This is a genomic window from Rhodococcus sp. ZPP (assembly GCF_017656075.1).
GTDB classification, from domain to species: Bacteria; Actinomycetota; Actinomycetes; order Mycobacteriales; family Mycobacteriaceae; genus Rhodococcus_F; species Rhodococcus_F oxybenzonivorans.
In genome coordinates, this window is the sequence record NZ_CP058638.1 from 2791612 (window position 1) to 2813445 (window position 21834).

Consider the following 21834-nt stretch of genomic DNA (forward strand, 5'->3'; position numbering starts at 1 on the left):
ACGATCAGCCGAACTGTGCGTCCTCGTCCGCCGGTGCAGCCGCGCGGGGGCGGCGCTCCCACGCGCCGGGATCCGCGGTGAGTGCGGTGAGGAAGTCCGGGAGCCGCTGCTCCGCGATGTCGGCCACACTCACGTTCTCGAGTACCGCACGCAGGTTCACTCGCACGGCGATCCACACGTCTTGCAGCTTGGCCGCCGGCCCGCCGTATTCCACGTCCTCGGGCCTCTCGCCGCGCACCGAGGCCAGCGGGCCCTCGACGGTACGAATCACGTCGGCGATGGAGATGTCCGACGCCGGACGGGCCAGCCAGTAGCCGCCGTCGGGGCCGCGCCTGCTGTTCACCAGTCCCCCACGCCGGAGGTCGGCGAGCACGGCTTCGAGGAATTTGTGCGGAATGGTCTGCGCGTGCGCGAGAAACTCGGCTTTGGACGGTGAGGGCCCGGCCGCGGCCAATTCGATGAGCGTCCGCACGGCGTAGTCCACCTTGGCGGTGATGTGCACACCAAATTCCTATCACCTGAGTATGAAAAGGAGCAAACGCGCACCGAGGGTCCGTGAGTGACCGCCATCACGTACCGTGAACTGGACGATCGTACTGTGCGGAGGAACGCATGTGGGACACCGTGATGTCGGCGTGGAGTTCGGCCCTGTTCGAGCCACTTCACGAACCTGTGACGCTCGCCGTTCCCGCGTTCGTGGTGTTCCTCACCATCGAGTGGCTGGCCGCCCGCCACCTCGAGGACGCGGCGATCGGGCCCGACGGCAGGTCCCGTCCGGCACCCGGTGGATACGAGCGCCGCGACGCCCGTGCAAGCGTGTCGATGGGCGCGGTCTCCATCGCGACGACGGCGGCATGGAAGCTGTTGGCACTCGTCGGTTACTCCGCAATCTGGGTGTATCTCGCACCGTGGCATTTACCGGCGGACGCCTGGTACACCTGGGTGATCCTGCTGGTCGGAGTGGACCTCCTCTTCTACGCCTACCATCGGATGGCCCATCGCATCCGGCTGATCTGGGCCACCCATCAGGCGCATCACTCGAGTGAGTACTTCAACTTCGCCACCGCGTTACGGCAGAAGTGGAACAACAGCGGCGAGATCGTGATGTGGATTCCACTGCCGCTCATCGGCATTCCACCGTGGATGGTCTTCATCGGCTTCTCCGTGAACCTCGTCTACCAGTTCTTCGTGCACACCGAGCGAATCGACAAGCTTCCCCGGCCGATCGAATTCGTGTTCAACACTCCCTCTCATCACCGGGTTCATCACGGCTGCGACCCCGAGTATCTCGACCGCAACTACGCCGGAATCCTCATCGTGTGGGACAGGATGTTCGGCACCTTCCGGGCCGAAACCCACCGCCCCACTTATGGGCTCACCAAACCGGTCGGGACGTACAACATCTGGAAGCTGCAGACTCATGAGTACGCCGCGATCGGGCGGGACTGGCGCAACGCGCGGCCGTGGCGAGACAAACTCGGCTACGTGTTCGGGCCGCCCGGATGGGCACCGTCAGGAGTGCGCCAGGCTGATCAGGAAGTCCACGGTGCCGCGGCCGTCCACGGTCACGAAGCCCAGTGACGGCGGCTGCACTCCGAAGTCCGTCCAGGTGACCGGGATGCTGCCCGAGGCGATGAGGTCGTCGCCGGAACGCAGAACCTCGATATCCACCGTGACCGGACGCGACTGTCCCTTGAGCGTCAGGGTGCCCTGGGCGGTCACCGTCCCCACCGAACCGTCTTCGGGGAGCCCGGACAGGTCGACCGGCTCGGCGACGGTGAATGTGGCTGTCGGATGGGTGTCGGTGTCCATCACGTTGCCGCGGAACTGATCGTCCCGACGCGACTGATCGGTGGTGATGCCGGCGACCTGCACGCTCACCTCTCCGGCGGTCAGCTTCTCGCCCTCGACGGTGGCCGAACCGGCGACTTCACCTGTGGAACCGACCACCGTCACGCTGGCGCCGTTGAGGATTTCGTGGACGGTGTATCCCGCGGCGGTCTGGTTGGGCGCCTCACCGGGTACGACCGTCCACTGCCCGTCGACCGACCCGGAAGCCGCCTCGGCGCCCTCGGTAGACACCGACGCCGCCGGGGCATCGTCCTCGGCTATGAACTGACCGTACGCCCACGGGCCGACCAGGACCGCGAGCACGAGAACGGCAACGACTCCGCCGATGGCCCACCACAGCTTCTTCATGCAGACAGGGTAGTTGCAGCTTCAATGGCTGTCACTCGGTTCGCGCGGTGGGGTCGCTGGTGCATCGCCGAACCCACCGGGAGATACGCGTGCCTCGCTCGGGTGGGAACCCGAACGGGGCGACGGTATTCCGGGTCAGCGTTGCTGTTCTCGGACCGTGTCCTTCGCATCGGCTGTGGGCGTGTTGTGGGCGTGTGCGTTGTGGGATCGGCCCAGGCACCCGCTTGGTCTTGTGTGGGGTTACCACCGGGAATAGTCAGGTGTTGGCCCTGCCTCCTGCGTGAACGTGTGTACGCGTCGGTCGGTACGAAGCGGACGTGTTGTTGCAGTTACCCCACGCCCTCGACCCGAAACAGGCAGCGGCACATCGATCCAGGATCTCGGGAAATATGTCGGCGTACAGAGAATTCACCGGCGAAAGGTGAGATCATGCGGGGCCGAACCCGGCAACGCGCACGAAGCAGCCACCCTTGCTACTGCATGAGCTGAGAGCCGCCGCGGGCAGCGCTGTCGGCAGCACGTCGAGTCGGTGCGACGGGCTGCTGCGGGGCGATCGCAGGCCCCATCCAGCGTCGGAGATACCGCCGCATCTCATCGTCGCTCCTCGGCGGGTTTCCCGGGGAAACGAAGAACGACTGCATGGTTCGAAGGAGGTACTCGACGAGATCCGCGAGAGCGGGGTCGTCGTACCCGCAACCCTCCCAGTCGACGTCGAAGCGCTTGATCATCGTCATCCCGAAGGTGCGCGCCTCGTGCGAGGTGATGCCCTCGGGATCGACGTTCGAGTACGAGCTCGACAGCAGTATGCCGAGGTGGGGTGTGCGACGCACCTCGGTCAGCGTGTACACCACGGCCTCGATCATCGCGTCGACCGGATCGTCGATGCCTTTCACCTGCCGGGTCAGGCGATCGAGAAATCCGTCGACGGACGCGATGGCGGCCGCCCTCATCAGTGCGTCGGCGCTGGGAAAGTATCGGTAGACCGTCTGGCGGATGACGCCGAGCGACTCAGCCACATCGGCGATGCTGATTGCCGAACCCGTTTGTCCGATCAATTCGACTGCGGCGGCAACGATTCGGCGGGACGCTTCGTCATCGTCGCCGGGTGGACTACCGCCCCAGCCGCGCCTTCGTGCCACTGCCGCTTCCTCGGGTCAAGTTCTGTCCGTCGGGCGCGCGGAACCACGGCGGGAGCGCGCCCATCCAGATGAACGGCGACGCTACCACAGAGCCCCGCCGCCATTTCGAACCTGAGCCTCGAAAGTAATCATACAGATGCGCCGCCGTATGTATGATCGTTGCCACTGAGGCTTCCACCCAGCCCGTTTCGAAAGACGAGGTATCGCACAGTGACCGATCTACAAGTCCGAAAGATGCGCTTCGCGTTCGCGGATTACGACGTGCCGTTCGTGTGGAACGAGGAGAATCCGGCCTTCTCGAGCATGGCCAACGCGGTCTCGTTCCTGGCGATCGGCTTCGAGAAGATGATCGTGAAAATGATTCTCCAAACCAAGCCGCTGATTACCGATTCCGCCGTTGCCGAGGAGGCGGACGCCTTCATGCGGCAGGAAGGGCAGCACTCGACGGCTCACCGCCAGCACGTCAAGGCACTGATCGATCGATACCCGGGACTTCAGGAGACCCTGGACGACGTGATCGGAGAATTCGACCGGCTCACCGCCCAGACCCCGCTGAACTATCGACTGGCGTACACCGCCGACTTGGAAGCGACCTTCACTCCGGTGTTCAAGCTGATGCTCGACAACGATTCCACTCTGTTCCGGCCCGGAGACGACCGGGTCGCGTCCCTGTTCATCTGGCACTTCGTCGAGGAAGTAGAACACCGAAGTTCTGCGCTCATCATCTTCGATTCCGTTGTCGGGAGTGACATGTACCGGATGCGGATGGCCCCGTCGATCTTCCGGCACGTGCTGAAAGTGATCCGGATCGCCTGCGAAGGCTTCAATCGGCATGTCCCGCTCGAGGATCGCAAGGTCGATGCGCTGTCGATGTTCGCCTCGTACCGGCGTCAGCAGAACCTGCGCAAGCGATTGCCCCTGCTGCACGCCGAGGACAACGGCCCGATGATGCGCGCGTTCGACGATCTCCCGCTCGGCAAGCAACTCACCGCGTTGGTGGGCATCATCCGCAGCCAGCTGCCGCGGCACAACCCGGATCACGAGAAGCTGCCCGCACTCGCCGACGTGTGGTTCGAGCGCTACGAGGCCGGCTACGATGTCACGCACTGGTATTCCGCCGACACGGTCGCGTCTTCGGAGGCGCGCTGATGGCCGATCATTGCTCACCCACATTCGACCAACTCGCGTCGGCGCTCGGCTTCTCGTGCCAGGAAGCCGGTGGGCTCGTCGAGGTCCGCAACCCGCTGGCGTTGGAAAACTGGACACTGCCTGTCCTCGAGCTCACCATCGTTCTCGGCTCTGTGCTCGCGCTCGTCGTCGCGATCGTGCGCTTGCGACGGATGGGCGATCCCACCAACCTGGTGCTCTGGTTCGGCGCAACCGCTTACCTGTTCATCATCGAGCCGCCGCTGTACTTCCCCGCCGCCTTCGGCATCGAGGACCACGTGGACACGATGTTCGCGCACAACGTGTTCACCGTGGACTTTCTCTGGGGCCGACTCCCGCTGTACATCATCGCGATCTACCCGCTGATGGCCACCATGGCCTTCGAGATCGTCAGAATGCTCGGTGTCTTCCGTCGGTACGGAGTGCTCGCCGGCGCAGTCTGCGTGGGCTTCGTCCACCACGCCTTCTACGAGATCTTCGACCATCTCGGACCGCAACTGCGGTGGTGGGAGTGGTCGACCGAGAATCCGATCAATCAACCGCTGTTCGATTCCGTGCCACTGCCGAGTGTCGTCGTGTTCGCTGCGCTGTGGCCGATGTCGCTGGCGTTCTGCGTGCAATTCTTCGTCGGCCGTCACGTCGACGAGGGCCGGCGCTTCTCCGGTCCCGAACTGGTGTGGCGCACAGTCGTCATCGGTGTCCTGGCGTCACTGGGCACGTTCATCCTGCCGCTCCCGGCGACGGTCTTCGGAATGGGCAGCACCACCGCCCGCGCCGTTCTCTACGCAGCGGAACTTCTCGTCGTCACCGTCGTCGCGATCTGGATTCTCGTCCGTCAATGGTTACGGCTGCGTGGGGAGAACACGGATGATCCCACGTACACCAACTACTTCGTCCAGCGCTACAGCGTGGTGTACCTGAGCGTGATGGCGCTGCTCTGGGCCACGGCGTTGCCCGACTACTTCGGGGCGGTCGACGGCGTCACGGACAACGGCGACCCGGTGGGCAACCTCTGGTACACACTCGCCTGCTTCGCGGTCGCGGTCCTGTGCGTCGTCGCCACATTCACCGTGCCGCGCAGAAATACCGCAGGCAGCGACACTGCTTCCGCCGGCGCACCCGCAGCAACAGGCCCGTAAACGCGAGAAAGCCCCTGACCCGGTCTCGAGGACCGGATCAGGGGCTTTGCCCTTGGCGGTGGCGGAGGGATTTGAACCCTCGGACGGGGGTTACCCGTCACACGCTTTCGAGGCGTGCTCCTTAGGCCGCTCGGACACGCCACCGCCGGTGACTTTACCGGATGTGACGCCCGAGCCTGAAATCGCCAGGTGGAGCCGCTTTACGTGAGCTTGTCCTTGAGGTTGGACGCGGCGTCCTTGGCCTTCTCACCGGCGTCCTTGACGGCGGACGATGCCTGATCGGCCTTGCCCTCGTCGCGAAGGTCCTTGTCGTTGGTGGCCTTGCCGGTGGTTTCCTTCGCCTGACCCTTGAGGTCTTCGGCCTTGTTCGATGCTTTGTCTGCGATTCCCATGAGATACCTCCGTGAATCCGTTTCGGACCCGGTGCCGGGCCCGGCGGCGCCTCGTTCGACGCCTGTCTCCAGAGAAGCACGGATCGTGCCGACCCGGCTACACACTGTCGAGTACCCCACGAAAACGTTTGAAACCGGTCAGCGCCGTTCTCGGAAGAAATCCTCGAGGATCCCAGCACACTCGTCTTCGAGAACACCCCCACGGACCTGCGGCCGATGGGTGAGTCGGCGGTCGCGGACGACGTCCCAGAGGGAGCCGACTGCTCCCGTTTTCGGTTCCCACGCGCCGAAGACGACACGCGACACCCGCGCGAGCACCAGCGCTCCGGCGCACATCGTGCACGGCTCGAGGGTCACGGCCAGCGTCGTGCCCTCGAGGCGCCACCCGTCGCCGTAGACCCTGGCCGCCTCCCGGAGCGCCATGATCTCCGCATGTGCTGTCGGGTCCGACATCGCCTCGCGTGAGTTGACGGCCCGCGACACCTCGACCCCATCGGCGTCGAACACCACGGCGCCCACTGGTACATCGGCGTCGGTGGCGGCGCGCGCAGCCTCGATCGCCACGCGGATCATCCGCTCGTCGTCCTGGAGTGTCACCGGACGAGAACTATCGCGGAAGTTTGTCGAGAACCCCCGACAGCTCCGTGGTGAAGCCGAGCCGCTGAGCGATCATGCCCAGCTGCTCGTCCGGGTACAGGTCGGTTTCGGCGGTGATCACGGCCAGCACCGGTTCGGGGAGCCCGAGGTCGGCGAGGAGCGAGAGATCACCCTCCTCCCACGGCTCGACGTCGTCGAGGTCGTCCGGGTCGATGTCCGGCACCTCGATGTTCAGCGCATCCAGGACATCCGCTGCGATGTCGTAATCGATGGCGGCGGTCGCGTCGGACAGCAGCAGTCGCGTGCCCGACGGCGCCGGCCGCAGAACGATGAAAAACTCGTCGTCCACGTCCAGCAGACCGAAGAACGCGCCCGCGCTGCGGAGGGACCGTAATTCCTCCTCCGCGGCGCTCAAACTGGTCAGAGCAGCCGAGCTGAGGGCCTTGACCTTCCATCGGCCGTCCTCGTGTACTACCGCGACACCGAAGCCCTCCAGATCCTCAGCCCGATCCGACGAGGCGCTGTTGTTTCCCGCGCGCTGTGCACCCATGAGCGCAACGGTAGCCCGCGGGGTGCCGGTAAATGAAGTCCGTACACGAATGTGCCAACCTGAGCAGGTGTCAGATACCGCTTCCGCACCTCCGGTGTGCGTCCTGGGCCTCGGTTTGATCGGCGGATCCCTCCTCCGTGCCGCAGTACGGGCGGGCCGCGACGCGTGGGGCCACAATCGCTCCGCGCAGTCCGTCGAGGCCGCGCGGGCCGACGGATTCGACGCCGACACCGATCTGGTCGCGGTGCTCCAGAGGGCGTCGGCGGAATCGGCGCTCATCGTGATCGCCGTACCCGTCCCCGCCGTGGCAGCCACGCTGACCGCGATCGCCCTCTACGCCCCGAACTGCCCGATCACCGATGTGGTCAGTGTCAAAGCTGAAGTCGCGGCCGCGGCGGCCCGTCAAGGACTCGCCGACCGGTACGTGGGCGGGCACCCGATGGCCGGAACGTCGGCGTCGGGGTGGAGCGTCGGCAGCGCCGACCTGTTCCGGGAGGCGGTGTGGGTGGTCGGCACCGACGACGGCGTCGACCCCGGAATCTGGATGCAGGTGGCGCAGCTCGCCGTGGACTGCGGTTCCGTCGTCGTGCCCGCCGAATCCGCCGAACACGATCGGGCGGTGGCCCGGATTTCGCACCTCCCGCATCTGCTCGCCGAAACCCTCGCCGTGACCGGCGCGGCGGGTGGGCCGCTGGCGCTGGGGCTGGCCGCGGGGTCGTTCCGGGACGGAACTCGCGTCGCCGGAAGCGCACCCGGTCTGGTCCGGGCAATGTGCGAGGGAAACCGGAGTGCGCTGCTCATCGCCCTCGACGAGGCGCTGGAACTGCTGCAGAGCGCACGGACCGAACTGGCCGAGGAGTCGTCCACTGCGACGCTCGTCGACGCCGGACATGCCGCCCGCACCCGATACGACAATCAGGAGACCTGGGACATCACCGGCATCGTGCCCGGCGACGACGGCTGGATCGAGGCGATGCGCGACGCGGGCCGCCGCGGGGGTCGGCTCCGCCGCCTGTGAGTGCTCGACGAGTGCAGAGACTCGTTAACCGCGCACGGGCGCGAGGCGCCTAAATCCGTTCCGCCAGCCCCGGGTAGTTGAGGATGAGCCCTTCGGCGTCGACGGTGACCGACGAGCTGGACACCGGAGACAGGACGTGAATCCCGTCCGGACCGCTGCTGTAGGTGAGGATGGCGCCCTCGACCCGGAGGTCGAGGAGGTTGACGTAGACGACGGGCACCTGAATGTCCTCGGAGCCGAGGTGCATCCCGTACCGCCGGATCGGCAGAGTGTTGAAGAAGGGGCTGAGCACCATGTCCACGTCGAGGGCACCGTCGAATGTGGAGCGCTGATGTTGGGCACCGTGCTGCACCATCCACGTGCCTTCCTCGTCGCGGCTGATCGACATCTGCCGCTCACCTGCGGCGACAGAGGTGCGCAACGACAGCCGGCGGGTGACGCCGCTTTCGTCGGTGACGAGGTCGTAGGAGGCGCTGAACGCGGGGTGCTCGGGACATGCGCCGCCGATGATGCGGCCGGCAGCCTTGATGCGGTCACCGCTGAGCTGGACACGCACAGATTCCATACGGGGTGCGTTTTCCGCCCGCCACGTCAGTACTGCAGGCCAGGACGGGGCACCGGAGTCTTGGATGCTCACCTGTCTACGGTAATCGACGACGGCTCGCGGGGTGGCAATGGGCCGAGTTTCGTTGCAGCAGAGTTGCCGAGGTCGGCTGCACGGGCCCGATCCATCGCCGCGATGCGCGCGGAGAACACGATCAGGGCGCCCAGTCCGACGGCCACGTTGAGCAGCGCGCCGAATTCTTGGGCCACGAAATCGAAGACCTCCGTGAGCAGCACGGTGACGAGCGCCGCGGACCGCAGGAACTGCAACGGCCACATCTTGCCGTTGCGCAGTCGCACCGTCGCGCTCCAGCACAGCACGAATGCGATGGCCGAACCGACGAGCTGACCGACGGTGGTGATGTCCGCTCCTGCGCCGCGCAGGTCGTCGTCGAGGGTGATCACTGCGCTGATCAGACCGAGCGTGGAGAAGACGGTCAGCCCGACCGCAGCCGTCCACAGCATTCCCGGGCCCTTCGCGAACTCGGGTGTCGCACGTCGCGCGAGTTCGCGCACCGACGGCACCACTCGGCCTTGCCGATCGGGACAGCGGTCGAGCAGATCGGCAACGCACGCGACTGTCGACGCATCCGCCCCCGCCTCCCCCGCGCGCCGGAGCTGAGCGAGGGCCTGCTCTCGCCGCACCCGGTCCAGCCCGCGGTCGAGGCCGCCGAGGGCGATGGCGGCCGCGTTGGCGACGTCTTCGGTGACGGTGGGCGGGCGCACGTCGTGCAGCCACCGATTGAGCAGCAGCAACACCACGATCACCACGTACATGATGGCGACGGACGGGCGGTAGAAGTAGTCGTTGGTCTTGGTGACGAACTTGCCGATCTCGTCGAGGAACAAGCCGAAACCGATGCCGCCCACGACGACGGCCACCATGCGCGGTTTCCGGCCGAGGAACGAGAACACCGTCACCAGAGCCACGATCATGCCGAGCCCGCCCCAGAGCACATGCGCGATGTGCAGAGAGGACCCGCCGACCTGGGGATAGCCCGTCAGGTGCAAGTAGGCGCGGGTGAGCAGGATCGTGAGGATGCCGATGATGACGAACGCCTCGACGAGACCGCTGCCCTGGGCGTCGCGCAGAAACAGCGACCTCTCGCGAAACCCGGGAATCATCGCGCCTCCCTGCGTGCCCACCCACCCGAAGTCTAGGTGGCTCCGCCACCCGTGAGTACTTGTTAACGCCCCGCTGTTAACAAGTACTCACGGGTCGTTGGTCAAAGTCGGTGCAGATCTCGAGTAACGTTCTCGGGTGACTGGTTCGTGAGGAAGGGTGCCGTGACGTCAACCGGGAGCATGGTGGGCCTGTTCGCCGGTATCGGCGGGCTCGAGTTGGGTCTCCGAGAGCACGGCTGGAACACCGAACTGCTCTGTGAGATCGATCCGGGCGCCCAGGCGGTTCTGCGTACCCGATTCCAGGATGTGCCGGTGCATTCCGACGTCACGAAGCTGCGGTCACTCCCCCAGGACATCGAATTGGTCGCCGCCGGTTTCCCCTGCCAGGACCTGTCCCAGGCGGGGCGGACGGCCGGGATCACCGGCTCGCGTTCGAGTCTGGTGGACGAGGTGTTCCGACTGGTCAAACGCCGCAAGGGTCCCCGCTGGCTGCTCATCGAGAACGTTCCGTTCATGTTGCAGCTCGGTCGGGGCGCCGCTATGAGGCATATCACCGACGCCCTCGAGGACCTCGGGTACATGTGGGCGTACCGGGTGGTCGATGCCCGGGCCTTCGGACTTCCGCAGCGACGTCAGCGGGTCCTGATGCTCGCTTCGCGTACCGACGACCCTCGTCCGGTGCTGTTCGGTGAGGATGCCGGGGAGCGCCCGGTGGGTGATCCGGCCGACTATCCCTGCGGCTTCTACTGGACCGAGGGCACCCGTGGACTCGGCTGGGCGGTCAATGCGGTCCCGACGCTCAAAGGTGGCTCTTCCGTCGGGATCGCCAGTCCACCGGCCGTGCGGTTGCCGTCGGGCGAAATCGTCACTCCGGGGCTGATCGACGCCGAACGGCTCCAGGGATTCGATCCCGACTGGACCGCTCCGGCCGCGCTCGTCCCGGGCCTGCGCAACAGCAATCGGTGGAAACTGGTCGGCAACGCCGTGAGCGTGCGGATGGCGTCGTGGGTGGGTGGACGTCTGGTGGCGCCGGACGCCTACGAGCGCAGCGTCGAGACTCCCCTGAATCCCGGCGACGCGTGGCCCGCTGCGGCGTGGGGGATGAACCGGCAGGCATTTCGGGTGCACATGTCGACGTGGCCGGTCCAAGAACCCTACGAGGATCTCAGCGGGTTTCTCGAGGACACCCGGCTGTTGTCCGCCCGCGCGACCGCAGGTTTCCTCAAACGGGCGCGGATGGGCAACCTGCGTTTCATTCCGGGCTTCATCGACGACGTCGAAAGTCATCTCGACCGTATGGGCGGGTTTCCGCAGGCTGCGGCCTGACGGACACCAGGCGTTCGCCATGCCCTCCACCGATCCCGCCACCAGCGCCCGGATGCGGGCGCAGCGGCGGCGAGATACCGCTCCCGAATTGGGGTTGCGGCGGGAGCTGCACCGCCGCGGGGTCCGATACTTCGTGGACCGGGCCCCGATGAAGGGCATCAGGCGACGCGCCGATCTCGTGTTTCCACGCCGCAAGGTGGCGGTGTACGTGGACGGCTGTTTCTGGCACAGCTGCCCGAAGCACGCCACCTTCCCGAAGAACAACGCCCAGTGGTGGGCCGACAAACTCGCCGGGAACGTCACCCGCGACCGAGATACCGATGCTCGCCTCATCGAGTCCGGCTGGACGGTGGTGCGCATCTGGGAGCACGAGGACCCCATCGAGGCCGCCGACCGCGTGCAAGAGGCTTTGGGCACCGTCGAACTGCCCTGAACCACTCGATGCGAAATTTTGCACCCTCGGGGGTATGGCTGCCCGGGAAAGTTCGGTGCAGGATGGGGTCATCGGAAAAATCCCACGCCTTACTCCCGGAGGAGCATCATGATCCGCCAGTTCTTCGCGGCGGCCTCCATTGCGCTCGCAGCGGCTGCCGTACCTCTGTTCGGTGTCGGCCCGTTCGCGGCGGCCGCACCGGGCGACACCTACATCAGCAATCCCGTGACCGACCCGGCGGATCAGGCTTTCTGTGACGATCAGGCAGCACTCGCCAACAACCTGTCGGCCAAGGGCGACTACGCGCGCGCCGACGGGGTCGCCTCTTCGGCGAACATGAGCGGTTGCCGCATCTTCACGTTCCAGGCCTCGTAGTCGCCGCGCCTTGCCGGTTCGGCAACATAACTTTCATCTAGCGCCGGGTGCCCGCACAGTGGAGCCATGACGCACGTACATGAGCACGACCCCAGCGATTTCTACAGCCAAGAGTTCTGGGACGAGCGGTACAGCTCGACCGGCGCGGTGTGGAGCGGGAACCCCAACCAGCGCCTGGTGGAACAGACAGCGACGCTGACCCCGGGCCGCGCTCTGGACGTCGGGTGCGGCGAGGGGGCGGACGTCATCTGGCTGGCCTCGAACGGCTGGGACGCCACGGGAGTCGACGTATCGACCGTGGCGCTCGAGCGCGCCGCCGCACAGGCAGCAGAGGCCGGCGCTGCGATCGCGGACCACACCACGTGGCAGCAGGTCGACATTCGATCGTGGGAGCCGCCCGCCGGACAGTTCGATCTGGTGTCCGCGCAATTCATGCAACTGCCGGAGCCGGCCCGCGGCGAGCTGCACCGTCGCCTGGCCGCGGCCGTGCGGCCAGGCGGACACCTGCTGATCGTGGGTCATCACCCCACCGATATGCACGCCTCGGTGGGCAGGCCCGATGTGCCGGACATCATGTTCACCGCCGAACAGGTGGCCGCCGTGCTGGACCCCGAGAACTGGGAAATTCTCGTGTGCGCGGCCCCGGCGCGCGAGATCACCGACCCGGACGGAAACCTCGTCACCATCAAGGACGCGGTCCTGCACGCCGTCCGGCGTCACTGACCGCCGTCCCTCTACTGCGGGGCAATATGTAGCTCCCTTGCCCCGGAACGAGGAACGATGGCCGACTTGTTCGTCAATGCGGCGGATGGCTCGGCCATCGTCTGCTGTTTCGGTGTGCCGACTCTGTTGTTGCACACGGTGGGTTGCAAGTCGGGTGCGCCCCGAACGTCTGCATTGACCTATGGCCGGTGCCGACTATCTGCCCGGCGATCCCGACTACGACCGCATGTGGGCCACCATGAACGCCGCTACAGCGACTGCCAGAAAAAGACGATGCGCCCCATATCCGTTGTGACTCTTACCCCCTCACGCTGATCCGGTGACGGGACAACCGATCGGGATCCCAGATACTTATCCGCCGAACTCGTGGACGTGCTCCGCCGCCCACCGGGTGAAGGTGGTGGCCGGTCGGCCGACGATGTCCTCGAATACAGAATTGGACTGCTGGGGATGGTCGACGAGGGTCGCCATGCCTTCGAGATACCACCGCGCGTACTCGCCCATCGCGGGGGTGAGGACTTCGACCGCCTCCTCGAACGAGACCTGCCGGTACTCGATGTTGCGGCCGAGGGCCGCACCCAGCCGGCGAACCAGCTCCGCGCGAAGTAACGTCTCCGGACCCGTCAGCTCGTACGACTTGCCGATGTGTCCGTCCTCGAGCAGCGTCACCGCCGCCACCTCGGCAATGTCGTCCATGGCGATGGGGGCATTGCCCGCCGTCGGGAACGGCTCGCGAACCACCCCGGTGTCCTTGATCTGCGGCGCGAGTATTCCTGCGTTTTCCATGAATTCGCCGGGCCACAGGTGGGTCCACGGTATGCCGGACGCCTCGACCGCCCGCGCCACGTCACCCCAATGTCCGTCGTGCGGACCGGACAGGTCGACGACGTGTCGGACTCCGGCACGCGTCGCCACGGTGAGCACATCCTCGACCGTGTCTGGTGTCGGCGCCAGATACACGGACTCGACGCCGTCGAATGCGGCGGGAAGGGTGTCGAGCCTACGGAGATAGCCGTGCGCGACCTCGACTCCCTCGGGCAGGTGCGCCTTCTCTGGATGGTTGGTCAGTGCCCGGACATCGGTCGCACCCCGCGCGAGGAGATGATCGACGAGCATCCTGCCGATGTTCCCGGTAGCCCCGGTCACCAGAATCGTCACGGCACCACCGTACGCGCCGGCGGACGACGGGTCCGGGGATCTCGGTGTCGTGGTTGCGATCAGCTGGTGGGAGCCGGGGCGGACGTCGACGGCTGCGGCGTCCCCGGCGTAGTCGAGGGCGTAGACGTGGCACTGGGATCCTGCACGTCGGCGCGCAACCGGTAGACGTGATCGGGTGAGATGATCTCCGTAATGGCAGTAGCCAGCGCTGTACTCGGCTCGCTGCCCTCGTAGGGGACGTCGGTGTTGATCATGATCGCGAGCGTCATTTCCTTCTCCGGCAGATACACGCTGACCGTCTGATAGCCGGGGATGCTGCCGTTGTGCCCGATCCAGCCGGCGATGTCGAAGATGCCCAGGCCGTACCCGACATCGGTCGACAGACCCGGCGCGGTCACCGTCTGCAGTCGCTGCTCCTGGGTCGCCGGTTGCAGCAGCGTTCCCGTGGCCAACGCGGGGGCCCAGATGTGCAGGTCCTCGAGGGTGGAGATCATGGCACCCGCGGCCCACCCCCAGGACGGGTTCCAGTCGGTGGCCGTTGTTTCCTTGCCGTCCGCCGTTTGCTCGGTGTAGCCCTGCGGATGCGGTTCGGGGATGGCGTTCGAGTTCGGGAAGCTCGTGTCGGCCATCTCGAGCGGGTCGATGATCTTCTGCGTCACATAGTCGGCAAGCGACATTCCACTGACCTTTTCGACGACCAGTCCCAGCAGCGTCGTGTTGGTGTTGGAGTACTCGAATCCCTGCCCCGGCGGGAAGGTCGCGGGCTGTGCGTATGCGTAGTCGAGCAGCTGCTGGGGCGTGAAGTTCGCTTTCGGGTCGGCGATCAGGGCCTTTTGGAAGTCCTCGCTGGCCGAGTAATTCGCCAATCCGCTCTGCATCCGCGCCAGCTGGCGGATCGTGATTTGATCCCCCAGGGGAACACCGTCGATGTACTTCCCGATGGGGTCGTCGAGGCCGACCTTTCCCTCGTCGACCAACTGCAGTACGCCGGTGACAGTGAAAGTCTTTGTCACACTGCCAATTCTGCTGTAGAAGTCGGTTTCCATCGGGGCTCCCGATGACTTGTCGGCAACACCGAACGCTTTCACGTAGTTGCCGTCGGCGCCCCATACTCCGACCATCACCCCGGGTATCGAGGCCCTCGCCATCGTATTCTCGATGGCCTCGTCGAGACGCTGCGCGACAGCGGAATCGATCTGCGTGCCATCCCCGGCCGCCGACGTGCCCGCCTGCGTCGTCTGCGTCACCGACGTGGTCGATCCGGTGGAGGAGTCGTCCGAGCACGCTGCCGTGGCGACCAGCAGCACGGCCGCGGCCGCGACCAGCCCTCGCTTACGATTCGCCTTGGTCACGACCCGAGCTGTCATCGTGCTGGTCCCCTCGTCGATGTGCCGATTGTCGGGAATTTACCCCGCTGACACCGGGCGAATGTACCTTTCGACGCTTCCACCGCGCCGAAAGGTACATGCGTCCTATGTGCCGCGCTGTTCCGCGTACTCCGCCATCAATCGCTTCTCCTCCTCCCGGTGCGGATAGAAGAAGAACACCACCACAGCGCCCGCGCCCACCACCAGGATTGCGGCGAGGTACGCCTTGGTGTCCCCGTCGAGAAAGGCGTTGCGGGCGGCAGCGATGATCTGGTCCGCGTATTGCGGATACCGTTCGGCCAGCACTTCTGCACTGGAATACGACTTCGTCAGCGCCGCTTGCGTTTCGGGCGTCACCTGACTCGCATCAGGTGACGCCGCGATCGCCGACGACAGCGACTTGGCGTACCCGGCGGTGAGTACCGCGCCGAGAATCGACTGCATGATCGCACCGCCGAGGTCACGCTGAAGGTCGGAGGTGCCGGACGCCATCCCCGCCCGCGACACCGGCACCGATCCGGTGAGCGAACGCGACGCCGGCGTGCCCGCGAACCCGACACCGATTCCGACGAACGCGTACGCCACCCCCACCTCGAGGTAATGGGCGTTCTCGTTCCACAACAACAATGCGACGAGTAACCCGAGGACCACGAACAGGTATCCGAGCAGGAGGGTGAAGCGCGCACCACGCGATTCGACGAGTTTCGCCGAACGGGGCGCCACGATCACCATCGCGACAGCGGCCGGAATGATCGCAGATCCCGCAGCCAGCGTGGAGTACCCGAGGACATTCTGCAGGAACTGCTGTCCGATGAACATGGCCCCCATCAGCGCACCGAACACGATCACCCCGCCCACGGCGGCGACCCAGAATGTGGGCCTCGCCGCCACGTGGAGGTCGAACAACGGGTGCGCCGCGCGACGCTGCTGCAGGAAGAACGCCGCACCGGCCGCCAAGGCGATCACGCCCAGCCCGATGGCCGTCGCCCCGGCGCCGTCGACCGGCGCGAAGTTGATCGCGAGGATGAGCGCTGCGATGAAGACCACCGAAATGACACCGCCGAGGTTGTCGACCGGGTCGGTGGTCTCGTTGACGTGGGCGGGCACCCAGACGGCGGCGCAGACGAGAGCGAGGCCGGCGAGGGGAAGCGTCACGAAAAACACCGAGCCCCAGTGAAAGTGCTCGAGGAGCGCGCCCGACACGATCGGGCCGAGCGACGAGATCGCCCCGCCGAGAGCCGACCACAGTGCGATGGCCTTGGTGCGCGGTGGACCCGACCACAGGGCTGTGATGATGGCCAGCGTGGTGGGGAAGGCGAGACCCGCGGAGATCCCTCCGAGAACGCGTGCGAGAAACAGTATTTCGACACTGCCCGCGAACCCGGCAATCGCCGACGCCGGCAATGACAGCGCCATTCCCAGCACCAGCATCTGCTTGCGCCCGTACCGGTCGCCGAGCGCACCGAGATAGAGCACCGAGGCCGCCAGACCCAAGGAGTACGCCACCGCGACCAGGTTCAGCTGGGTTTGACTCGCATCGAAGGCGCGACCGATGTCGGGCAACGCGACATTGGCCACCGAAAGATTCAAGTTCGCTACGGCGGCAACGAGTATCAGTGTCGCCAGGATAAGCGTTGCCCGGGCCGGCGCCTGTGTCGATGCGGTTCTGGTCACCGGTCAGCTCCTCGGTTTGTCGTCACTCGTCGTTGCACGGTCGGTCGCCTCGGCGGGCCCGACCGGCCCGGTCCCGGGCAGTCCGGTGCCGGCGTACAGCGCCGGCCGAGTGCGTTCACGGACGGTGAACGGTGGTTCGTTGCGGGCGGCCCCGTGGTCGAATCTTCCCGCGACGAACACTGGCACTGACCGCACTGCGATGATCAGCGCCACGAACGCTGAGGCACCGAGTGAAGGCATGCACCACCCCGTCTCTTCCGGCATTTCATCCGACAACGCTATCGACGAGCCTCGCAGAGGCCGGGCCTGCCGACATCACCCGTCGTGGATGATGCGCACCCTGCCGCCTGTCGCGATCATCGATATCAGAACATCCCCGGCACAGGGAGAGACATGACGAATACAGCTGCTGACGTCGGACCGGTCGCGTTCCTGTTCCTGACATTCCCTGGGGATCGAGCCGACCCCGCGGTGATCGAGTCGTTCCGAGAGCTCGTCGAGCGGGGCACCGTCACCATCCTCGACCTCGTCTTCCTCGCCAAGTCGGAGGACGGGACGCTGCGACAGGTGGAGGTTGCCGAAGAGCTCGACAATGTCGGTCTCGCCGCATTGTCCATCGAAGCCAAGGAGCTCATCAGCGACGAAGACCTCGATGTGGTCCGCGAATCACTCGAACCGGGCACGTCGGCGGTTGCCTTGGTGTACGAGCAGACGTGGGCGCGCAAGCTGGCCGCCGCTTCCCGTGAAGCCGGCGGCGAGGTGGCGCTCCATCTGCACATTCCCCGCGACGTGGTCGAGGCCGCGATCGCCGCGGCGACCTGACATCTCAGAGAACGGAGTACGCACATGGTGTTTCGAGGTCCACGTCGTGTGGGACGGCCCGGCCTGCTCGGTGTGGTGGCCAGGACCGCGGTGATCACCGGCACTGCACAGGCGACGTCCAACGCGATGAACCGCCGCGCAGCCAACAAGGATGCGGAGCAACAGGCTCGCGCCGACCAGGCTGCCCAGCAGGCATACGCCGAACAGCAGGCGGCGCAGGCACCGCCACCGGCCCCCACCTCCGCGGGCGGCGACGACCTCGTGTCGCGTATTCAGGAACTCGCGCGCTTGAAGGATGCCGGCGTTCTCACCGATGAAGAGTTCGCCGCAGCGAAGGCGAAACTACTGGGCTCGTGAGCCCGGCCGCTACCTCGGCACGGGAATCTGCGGCACTTCTGCGTCAGCGAACGCACGTCGGGTGTGCCTGACCAGTTCGCGAACTGCAGGACTCGCAGCACTTTTCCACACCAGTGCCAGCACCGCCGGGATCTCGACGTCGTCGAGGACGAGCGCCGTCAGCCCATCGAAGGCCGCGGCCATCGATTCGCTGAGGATTGCGACCCCGAGTCCGCGGAGTGCGAGATCCGCGACCGTGTCCGGGGCGCTGGCCTGCAACGCGATATCGGGCCGGATATCCGACGCGGCACACGCCTGGTCGAACACGGTCCGGATTCCTGTTCCGGCGGGCATACATACGATCGCATGGTCGCAGAGTTCGGTCAGTGCCACGCCGGTTCGACCCGCGAGTGGGTGATTCGGCGGCACGGCCGCCACCAACCGTTCGCGAATGATCGGAAAGGCCTCGAGCCCGTCGGGCGGTGCGGTGGCCGTGCCGACGAGTGCCAGGTCTATGTCGCCGCCACGGACTCGATCGACCAGCTGATCCGAGCTCTCTTCGAGAAGGGTGATCTCGACGCCGGGGTGCGCGTCGTGGAACGTCGCCAACGCATCGAACAGACCGGTGACGGTACACGCGGTGACCATGCCGACCACCAGGCGTCCACGAACCAGCTGGTTCACGGCGTCGACGGCGTTGCGCACCGCAGCGGCGGCGGCCAGTGCCTCCCTCGCATGAACGAGCGCGGCCTCTCCCGCCGCCGTCAACGTGGCCGTCCGAGTCGAGCGGTCGATGAGCGTGGTCCCGAGGTCGTGCTCGAGTTGGCGAATCTGCGCGCTGATACCCGACTGACTGATATGCACACGCAACGCGGCCCGCGTGAAATTGGCCTCTTCTGCCACGGCGACGAAGTACTCGAGCTGACGCAGTTCCATAACCTCTGATTCTAGAAGTAAGCAGAACTATCTGTTGGACTTCCGCTTCTCCGGACACGACGCTGGGATTACTTCGAACGATCCGAACGAGAGGACTGCTGTGTACGAGAAGGCCGTGAAACCCGAGGACCTGACCCGCCTGTTCGTCGAGCGGAGCAACGCCGGCGACGCAGCCGGAGTCGCGGCACTGTACGAAGAGAACGCCGTTATGGCCTATCCGCCCGGAAGTCGGACCGTCGGCCGCGAGGCGATCCGGCAGTTGTGGGAATCCGTCCTCGCCCATGCGCCGCACTTCGAGCCGGAAACTCCCCTACCCACCCTGATCAGCGAGGACATCGCTCTCACCGCCACCCCGCCCAAGGACGGTTCGGGGGCGCGCGCCCAAGTGGTGCGTCGCCAGCCCGACGGGTCGTGGCTTCGCCTGCTCGACCAGCCGGAGTTCGTGCCGCCGACCGCCTGACGCCGCCTCGAGTACGACCGCAGACACGAGAAACCCCCTCACCACTATGGTGAGGGGGTTTCTGTTGTGCGCCCGAAGGGATTCGAACCCCTAACCTCTTGATCCGTAGTCAAGTGCTCTATCCGTTGAGCTACGGGCGCAAGTCTTCAGTTATAGCTGTACCGGCCAACTAGCACCGGCGTGGCGGAGGCGAGAGGATTTGAACCTCCGGTCCCTCGTAAAAGGGACAACTCATTAGCAGTGAGTCCCATTCGGCCGCTCTGGCACGCCTCCCTGGGGTGGTTCCGATCCCTTCGGACCGCCGGAGCGAAAGATTACACACCTTTCCACGACAAGACAAAACGGCTGGTCAGAGCGGCGAGCGGGCTATCTCAGGTTGCTGTCGAACCAGTCGAAGATTCTGCGTTGAGCGTCGACGATGTTCTCGACGCCGGGGGCGTCGTCCTGCCCGTCGGGCACCTGGGGTGGTTCGTCCGCCCGGTGCGCCAGTCCGGCGTAGCTGACGACGAGGGCCGCAACCGATGCCTTTCCCGTCGCGTCCCGCAGCTGCTCGACGTGCTCCGGCGGGGTGGACGGATCGTCCTCGCCGTACAAACCGAGCCACGGAGCCTGCAGCAACGGCGCCGCGTCGATCAGGGCGGGGGCATCGTCCGACAACGGCTCGACGATGCCGCGGGCGGAGACACTGACAGCGGCTCCGATCGGCCGGTTGGTGGCGACGAGCAGCGCGGCAGTACCGGCGTCGTCGAAACCGAGAACCCCGACACAATCGGAGAGGACTCCGCGGCTCGTCAGCCAGTGCACGGTGGCGTCGAAGTCGGCGAACAGCGACTCGCCGAAGACCTCGGTTGCGCTGTGCGCGGGACGACCGTGGAAGAGGTGCGGGGCCGCCGCCACCCACCCTTCCTCGGCCAGTGAGCGCATCAAGTCGAGGAGCGGCTCGCTGAACACACGCGACTCGTGCAGCACCACAATCGCGCCACGTGCGGGGCCGTCCGGCTCTGCCACGGTGAGCGGAACCCGCGCCTGCGGATCGGCCGGTGCGCCGCCGACCGTCTGCAGGACCGCGGTGTCCCTGAAGATTCCCGACATGTCCCCACCTTGGCACGGACTGGCCGTCGACGCACCGGATCGGAGGCGCATAATCGCCTGGTGACTCCGCGAACAAGGGCAGACCTCGACACGATCCCGGCCTACGTACCCGGTAAGAACTTTCCGGGTGCGATCAAGCTGGCGAGCAACGAGACCACTCTCGGTCCGCTGCCGAGTGTCCGGGACGCTATCGCGGCAGCAGCGGGCAACGCCAACAGGTATCCGGACAACGGTCACGTGGCCTTGATCGAGGCGCTGGCAGGCCACCTCGGCGTCCCCACCGACAACATCGCCGCAGGCAATGGTTCGGTCAGCCTGTGCCAGGAACTCGTTCAAGTCACCTGCCAGGATGGTGACGAGGTGATCTTCGCGTGGCGCTCCTTCGAGGCGTACCCCGTGGTGACCCAGGTAGCCGGCGCCGTTCCCGTGACGGTTCCGCTGACCGCCGACCTCGGCCACGACCTCGACGCCATGGCGGCCGCCGTCACCGACCGCACGCGCCTGATCTTCGTCTGCAATCCGAACAACCCGACGGGTAATGCCCTGACGAAGGCCGAACTCGAACGGTTCCTCGACGCCGTACCCGATCGTGTCGTCGTGGCACTCGACGAGGCCTACTTCGAGTACAACAGATCCGACGCAGACGGCATCGAGCTGTTTCGTGGGCGCCCCAACGTCGTCGTGCTGCGCACATTCTCGAAGGCCTACGGGCTGGCGGGTCTCCGCGTGGGTTACGCCGTGGCCGATCGGACGATCGTCACCGCGCTCGGCAAGGTTCACATCGCTTTCGCCGTCAACACCGTCGCGCAGGCCGCCGCCATCGCATCGTTGGCCGCCGCCGACGAATTGCTCGCCCGCACCGACAGCGTCGTCGCCGAACGGAACCGCGTCCGTGACGCCCTCCTCGACGCCGGATATGACGTACCGGAATCTGCGGCAAACTTCGTCTATCTCCCGCTGGGAACAGAATCCCGACCGTTCGGCGCGGCCAGCGCAGAAGCGGGTGTTCTGCTTCGGCCCTACGGCGACGACGGGGTGCGGATCACCATCGGCGACCCCCACGAGAACGACGCATTCCTTGCCTTCGCGACGAGCGCGGAGGCTCGCTCGATCGCCAAGGTCGGTGTTCGCGCGTAAGTCCTGAGATGTAAACGTTACGTGCAGGTATAGCTCCCGTGATTCCCCCTTGGCAGACTCAATGCG

The 21834-nt window shown here is 65.9% G+C and carries 26 protein-coding genes, 3 tRNA genes and 1 pseudogene; 13 read left to right on the forward strand and 17 right to left on the reverse strand.

What is annotated here, in order from left to right; all coding sequences use genetic code 11:
- Positions 1-4: 4 nt before the first annotated feature.
- Positions 5-502, reverse strand: coding sequence for an Rrf2 family transcriptional regulator (locus HYG77_RS13200; protein WP_208962880.1), 498 nt, complete (start codon positions 500-502; stop codon positions 5-7).
- Positions 503-612: 110 nt separating this feature from the next.
- On the opposite strand from HYG77_RS13200, the gene HYG77_RS13205 reads away from it, so the two are divergent.
- The gene (locus tag HYG77_RS13205; protein ID WP_208962881.1) at positions 613-1581 is read left to right on the forward strand and encodes a sterol desaturase family protein; all 969 of its coding nucleotides are present in this window, start codon (positions 613-615) and stop codon (positions 1579-1581) included.
- Here HYG77_RS13205 and HYG77_RS13210 read toward each other — a convergent pair.
- The gene (locus HYG77_RS13210; RefSeq protein ID WP_208962882.1) at positions 1513-2199 is read right to left on the reverse strand and encodes a YceI family protein; all 687 of its coding nucleotides are present in this window, start codon (positions 2197-2199) and stop codon (positions 1513-1515) included. The two genes, HYG77_RS13205 and HYG77_RS13210, sit on opposite strands and share 69 nt — an antisense overlap.
- 473 nt (positions 2200-2672) lie before the next feature.
- Positions 2673-3338, reverse strand: coding sequence for a TetR/AcrR family transcriptional regulator (locus tag HYG77_RS13215; RefSeq protein WP_208962883.1), 666 nt, complete (start codon positions 3336-3338; stop codon positions 2673-2675).
- Positions 3339-3548: 210 nt separating this feature from the next.
- On the opposite strand from HYG77_RS13215, the gene HYG77_RS13220 reads away from it, so the two are divergent.
- Both HYG77_RS13220 and HYG77_RS13225 read left to right on the forward strand, forming a co-directional pair.
- Complete coding sequence (locus HYG77_RS13220; RefSeq protein ID WP_109326180.1) at positions 3549-4487, forward strand: metal-dependent hydrolase; 939 nt, start codon at positions 3549-3551, stop codon at positions 4485-4487.
- A complete protein-coding gene (locus HYG77_RS13225) occupies positions 4487-5644 on the forward strand; it encodes a hypothetical protein (protein ID WP_109326179.1) in 1158 nt (385 codons plus the stop codon). The genes HYG77_RS13220 and HYG77_RS13225 overlap by 1 nt, the downstream gene beginning before the upstream one ends.
- A 53-nt stretch (positions 5645-5697) precedes the next feature.
- Here HYG77_RS13225 and HYG77_RS13230 read toward each other — a convergent pair.
- From HYG77_RS13230 to HYG77_RS13245, 4 genes are all read right to left on the reverse strand, one after another.
- A tRNA-Ser gene (locus tag HYG77_RS13230) sits at positions 5698-5788 on the reverse strand.
- Between the two features lie 56 nt (positions 5789-5844).
- Complete coding sequence (locus tag HYG77_RS13235; protein ID WP_109326171.1) at positions 5845-6036, reverse strand: CsbD family protein; 192 nt, start codon at positions 6034-6036, stop codon at positions 5845-5847.
- 138 nt (positions 6037-6174) lie between these two features.
- Complete coding sequence (locus tag HYG77_RS13240; RefSeq protein ID WP_109326169.1) at positions 6175-6633, reverse strand: nucleoside deaminase; 459 nt, start codon at positions 6631-6633, stop codon at positions 6175-6177.
- A gap of 10 nt (positions 6634-6643) precedes the next feature.
- A complete protein-coding gene (locus tag HYG77_RS13245) occupies positions 6644-7183 on the reverse strand; it encodes a tRNA adenosine deaminase-associated protein (RefSeq protein ID WP_109326167.1) in 540 nt (179 codons plus the stop codon).
- A gap of 49 nt (positions 7184-7232) precedes the next feature.
- Here HYG77_RS13245 and HYG77_RS13250 point away from each other — a divergent pair, with 49 nt between their 5' ends.
- The gene (locus HYG77_RS13250; protein ID WP_109326166.1) at positions 7233-8201 is read left to right on the forward strand and encodes a prephenate dehydrogenase; all 969 of its coding nucleotides are present in this window, start codon (positions 7233-7235) and stop codon (positions 8199-8201) included.
- 49 nt (positions 8202-8250) lie between these two features.
- Here HYG77_RS13250 and HYG77_RS13255 read toward each other — a convergent pair whose 3' ends face one another.
- Both HYG77_RS13255 and HYG77_RS13260 read right to left on the reverse strand, forming a co-directional pair.
- Positions 8251-8838, reverse strand: a complete 588-nt coding sequence (locus tag HYG77_RS13255) for a putative glycolipid-binding domain-containing protein (protein WP_109326165.1) — start codon at positions 8836-8838, stop codon at positions 8251-8253.
- Positions 8835-9929, reverse strand: coding sequence for a hypothetical protein (locus HYG77_RS13260; protein WP_109326164.1), 1095 nt, complete (start codon positions 9927-9929; stop codon positions 8835-8837). The genes HYG77_RS13255 and HYG77_RS13260 overlap by 4 nt, the downstream gene beginning before the upstream one ends.
- A 180-nt stretch (positions 9930-10109) precedes the next feature.
- On the opposite strand from HYG77_RS13260, the gene dcm reads away from it, so the two are divergent.
- The 5 genes and pseudogenes from dcm to HYG77_RS13285 all read left to right on the forward strand — a co-directional run.
- A complete protein-coding gene (gene dcm, locus HYG77_RS13265) occupies positions 10110-11255 on the forward strand; it encodes a DNA (cytosine-5-)-methyltransferase (protein ID WP_109326161.1) in 1146 nt (381 codons plus the stop codon).
- 19 nt (positions 11256-11274) lie between these two features.
- Complete coding sequence (locus HYG77_RS13270; RefSeq protein ID WP_208962884.1) at positions 11275-11688, forward strand: very short patch repair endonuclease; 414 nt, start codon at positions 11275-11277, stop codon at positions 11686-11688.
- A gap of 108 nt (positions 11689-11796) precedes the next feature.
- The gene (locus HYG77_RS13275; protein ID WP_230990067.1) at positions 11797-12063 is read left to right on the forward strand and encodes a hypothetical protein; all 267 of its coding nucleotides are present in this window, start codon (positions 11797-11799) and stop codon (positions 12061-12063) included.
- 66 nt (positions 12064-12129) lie between these two features.
- Positions 12130-12786, forward strand: coding sequence for a class I SAM-dependent methyltransferase (locus HYG77_RS13280; protein ID WP_109326159.1), 657 nt, complete (start codon positions 12130-12132; stop codon positions 12784-12786).
- 65 nt (positions 12787-12851) lie between these two features.
- Positions 12852-13101, forward strand: a pseudogene (locus HYG77_RS13285) (nitroreductase/quinone reductase family protein); the annotation flags it as partial.
- A gap of 36 nt (positions 13102-13137) precedes the next feature.
- Here HYG77_RS13285 and HYG77_RS13290 read toward each other — a convergent pair.
- The 4 genes from HYG77_RS13290 to HYG77_RS39575 form a co-directional block, all read right to left on the reverse strand.
- Positions 13138-13944, reverse strand: a complete 807-nt coding sequence (locus HYG77_RS13290; protein WP_208962885.1) for an NAD(P)H-binding protein — start codon at positions 13942-13944, stop codon at positions 13138-13140.
- A 59-nt stretch (positions 13945-14003) separates the two neighbouring features.
- A complete protein-coding gene (locus HYG77_RS13295) occupies positions 14004-15311 on the reverse strand; it encodes a serine hydrolase domain-containing protein (RefSeq protein WP_208962886.1) in 1308 nt (435 codons plus the stop codon).
- Between the two features lie 105 nt (positions 15312-15416).
- The gene (locus tag HYG77_RS13300) at positions 15417-16985 is read right to left on the reverse strand and encodes an MFS transporter (RefSeq protein ID WP_109326144.1); all 1569 of its coding nucleotides are present in this window, start codon (positions 16983-16985) and stop codon (positions 15417-15419) included.
- A 3-nt stretch (positions 16986-16988) separates the two neighbouring features.
- Positions 16989-17225, reverse strand: coding sequence for a hypothetical protein (locus HYG77_RS39575; RefSeq protein ID WP_244461301.1), 237 nt, complete (start codon positions 17223-17225; stop codon positions 16989-16991).
- A gap of 153 nt (positions 17226-17378) precedes the next feature.
- Between HYG77_RS39575 and HYG77_RS13310 the strand changes: the two genes are divergently transcribed.
- Complete coding sequence (locus HYG77_RS13310) at positions 17379-17807, forward strand: DUF6325 family protein (protein ID WP_208962887.1); 429 nt, start codon at positions 17379-17381, stop codon at positions 17805-17807.
- A 24-nt stretch (positions 17808-17831) separates the two neighbouring features.
- Complete coding sequence (locus HYG77_RS13315; RefSeq protein ID WP_109326142.1) at positions 17832-18164, forward strand: SHOCT domain-containing protein; 333 nt, start codon at positions 17832-17834, stop codon at positions 18162-18164.
- A gap of 9 nt (positions 18165-18173) precedes the next feature.
- Here the strand turns inward: HYG77_RS13315 and HYG77_RS13320 are convergent, their stop codons facing one another.
- Positions 18174-19079 (reverse strand): LysR family transcriptional regulator, encoded by a 906-nt coding sequence (locus tag HYG77_RS13320; RefSeq protein ID WP_208962888.1) that lies wholly within the window; start codon positions 19077-19079, stop codon positions 18174-18176.
- 115 nt (positions 19080-19194) lie between these two features.
- Between HYG77_RS13320 and HYG77_RS13325 the strand changes: the two genes are divergently transcribed.
- On the forward strand, positions 19195-19539 hold the full coding sequence (locus HYG77_RS13325) for a nuclear transport factor 2 family protein (protein WP_244461302.1): 345 nt from the start codon (positions 19195-19197) through the stop codon (positions 19537-19539).
- Between the two features lie 67 nt (positions 19540-19606).
- Here the strand turns inward: HYG77_RS13325 and HYG77_RS13330 are convergent.
- The 3 genes from HYG77_RS13330 to HYG77_RS13340 form a co-directional block, all read right to left on the reverse strand.
- A tRNA-Arg gene (locus HYG77_RS13330) sits at positions 19607-19679 on the reverse strand.
- 41 nt (positions 19680-19720) lie between these two features.
- Positions 19721-19812 (reverse strand) — tRNA-Ser (locus tag HYG77_RS13335).
- A 93-nt stretch (positions 19813-19905) separates the two neighbouring features.
- Positions 19906-20631, reverse strand: a complete 726-nt coding sequence (locus HYG77_RS13340) for a dienelactone hydrolase family protein (protein WP_109326140.1) — start codon at positions 20629-20631, stop codon at positions 19906-19908.
- A gap of 60 nt (positions 20632-20691) precedes the next feature.
- Here HYG77_RS13340 and hisC point away from each other — a divergent pair, with 60 nt between their 5' ends.
- A complete protein-coding gene (hisC, locus tag HYG77_RS13345; protein ID WP_208962890.1) occupies positions 20692-21768 on the forward strand; it encodes a histidinol-phosphate transaminase in 1077 nt (358 codons plus the stop codon).
- Positions 21769-21834 lie beyond the last annotated feature (66 nt).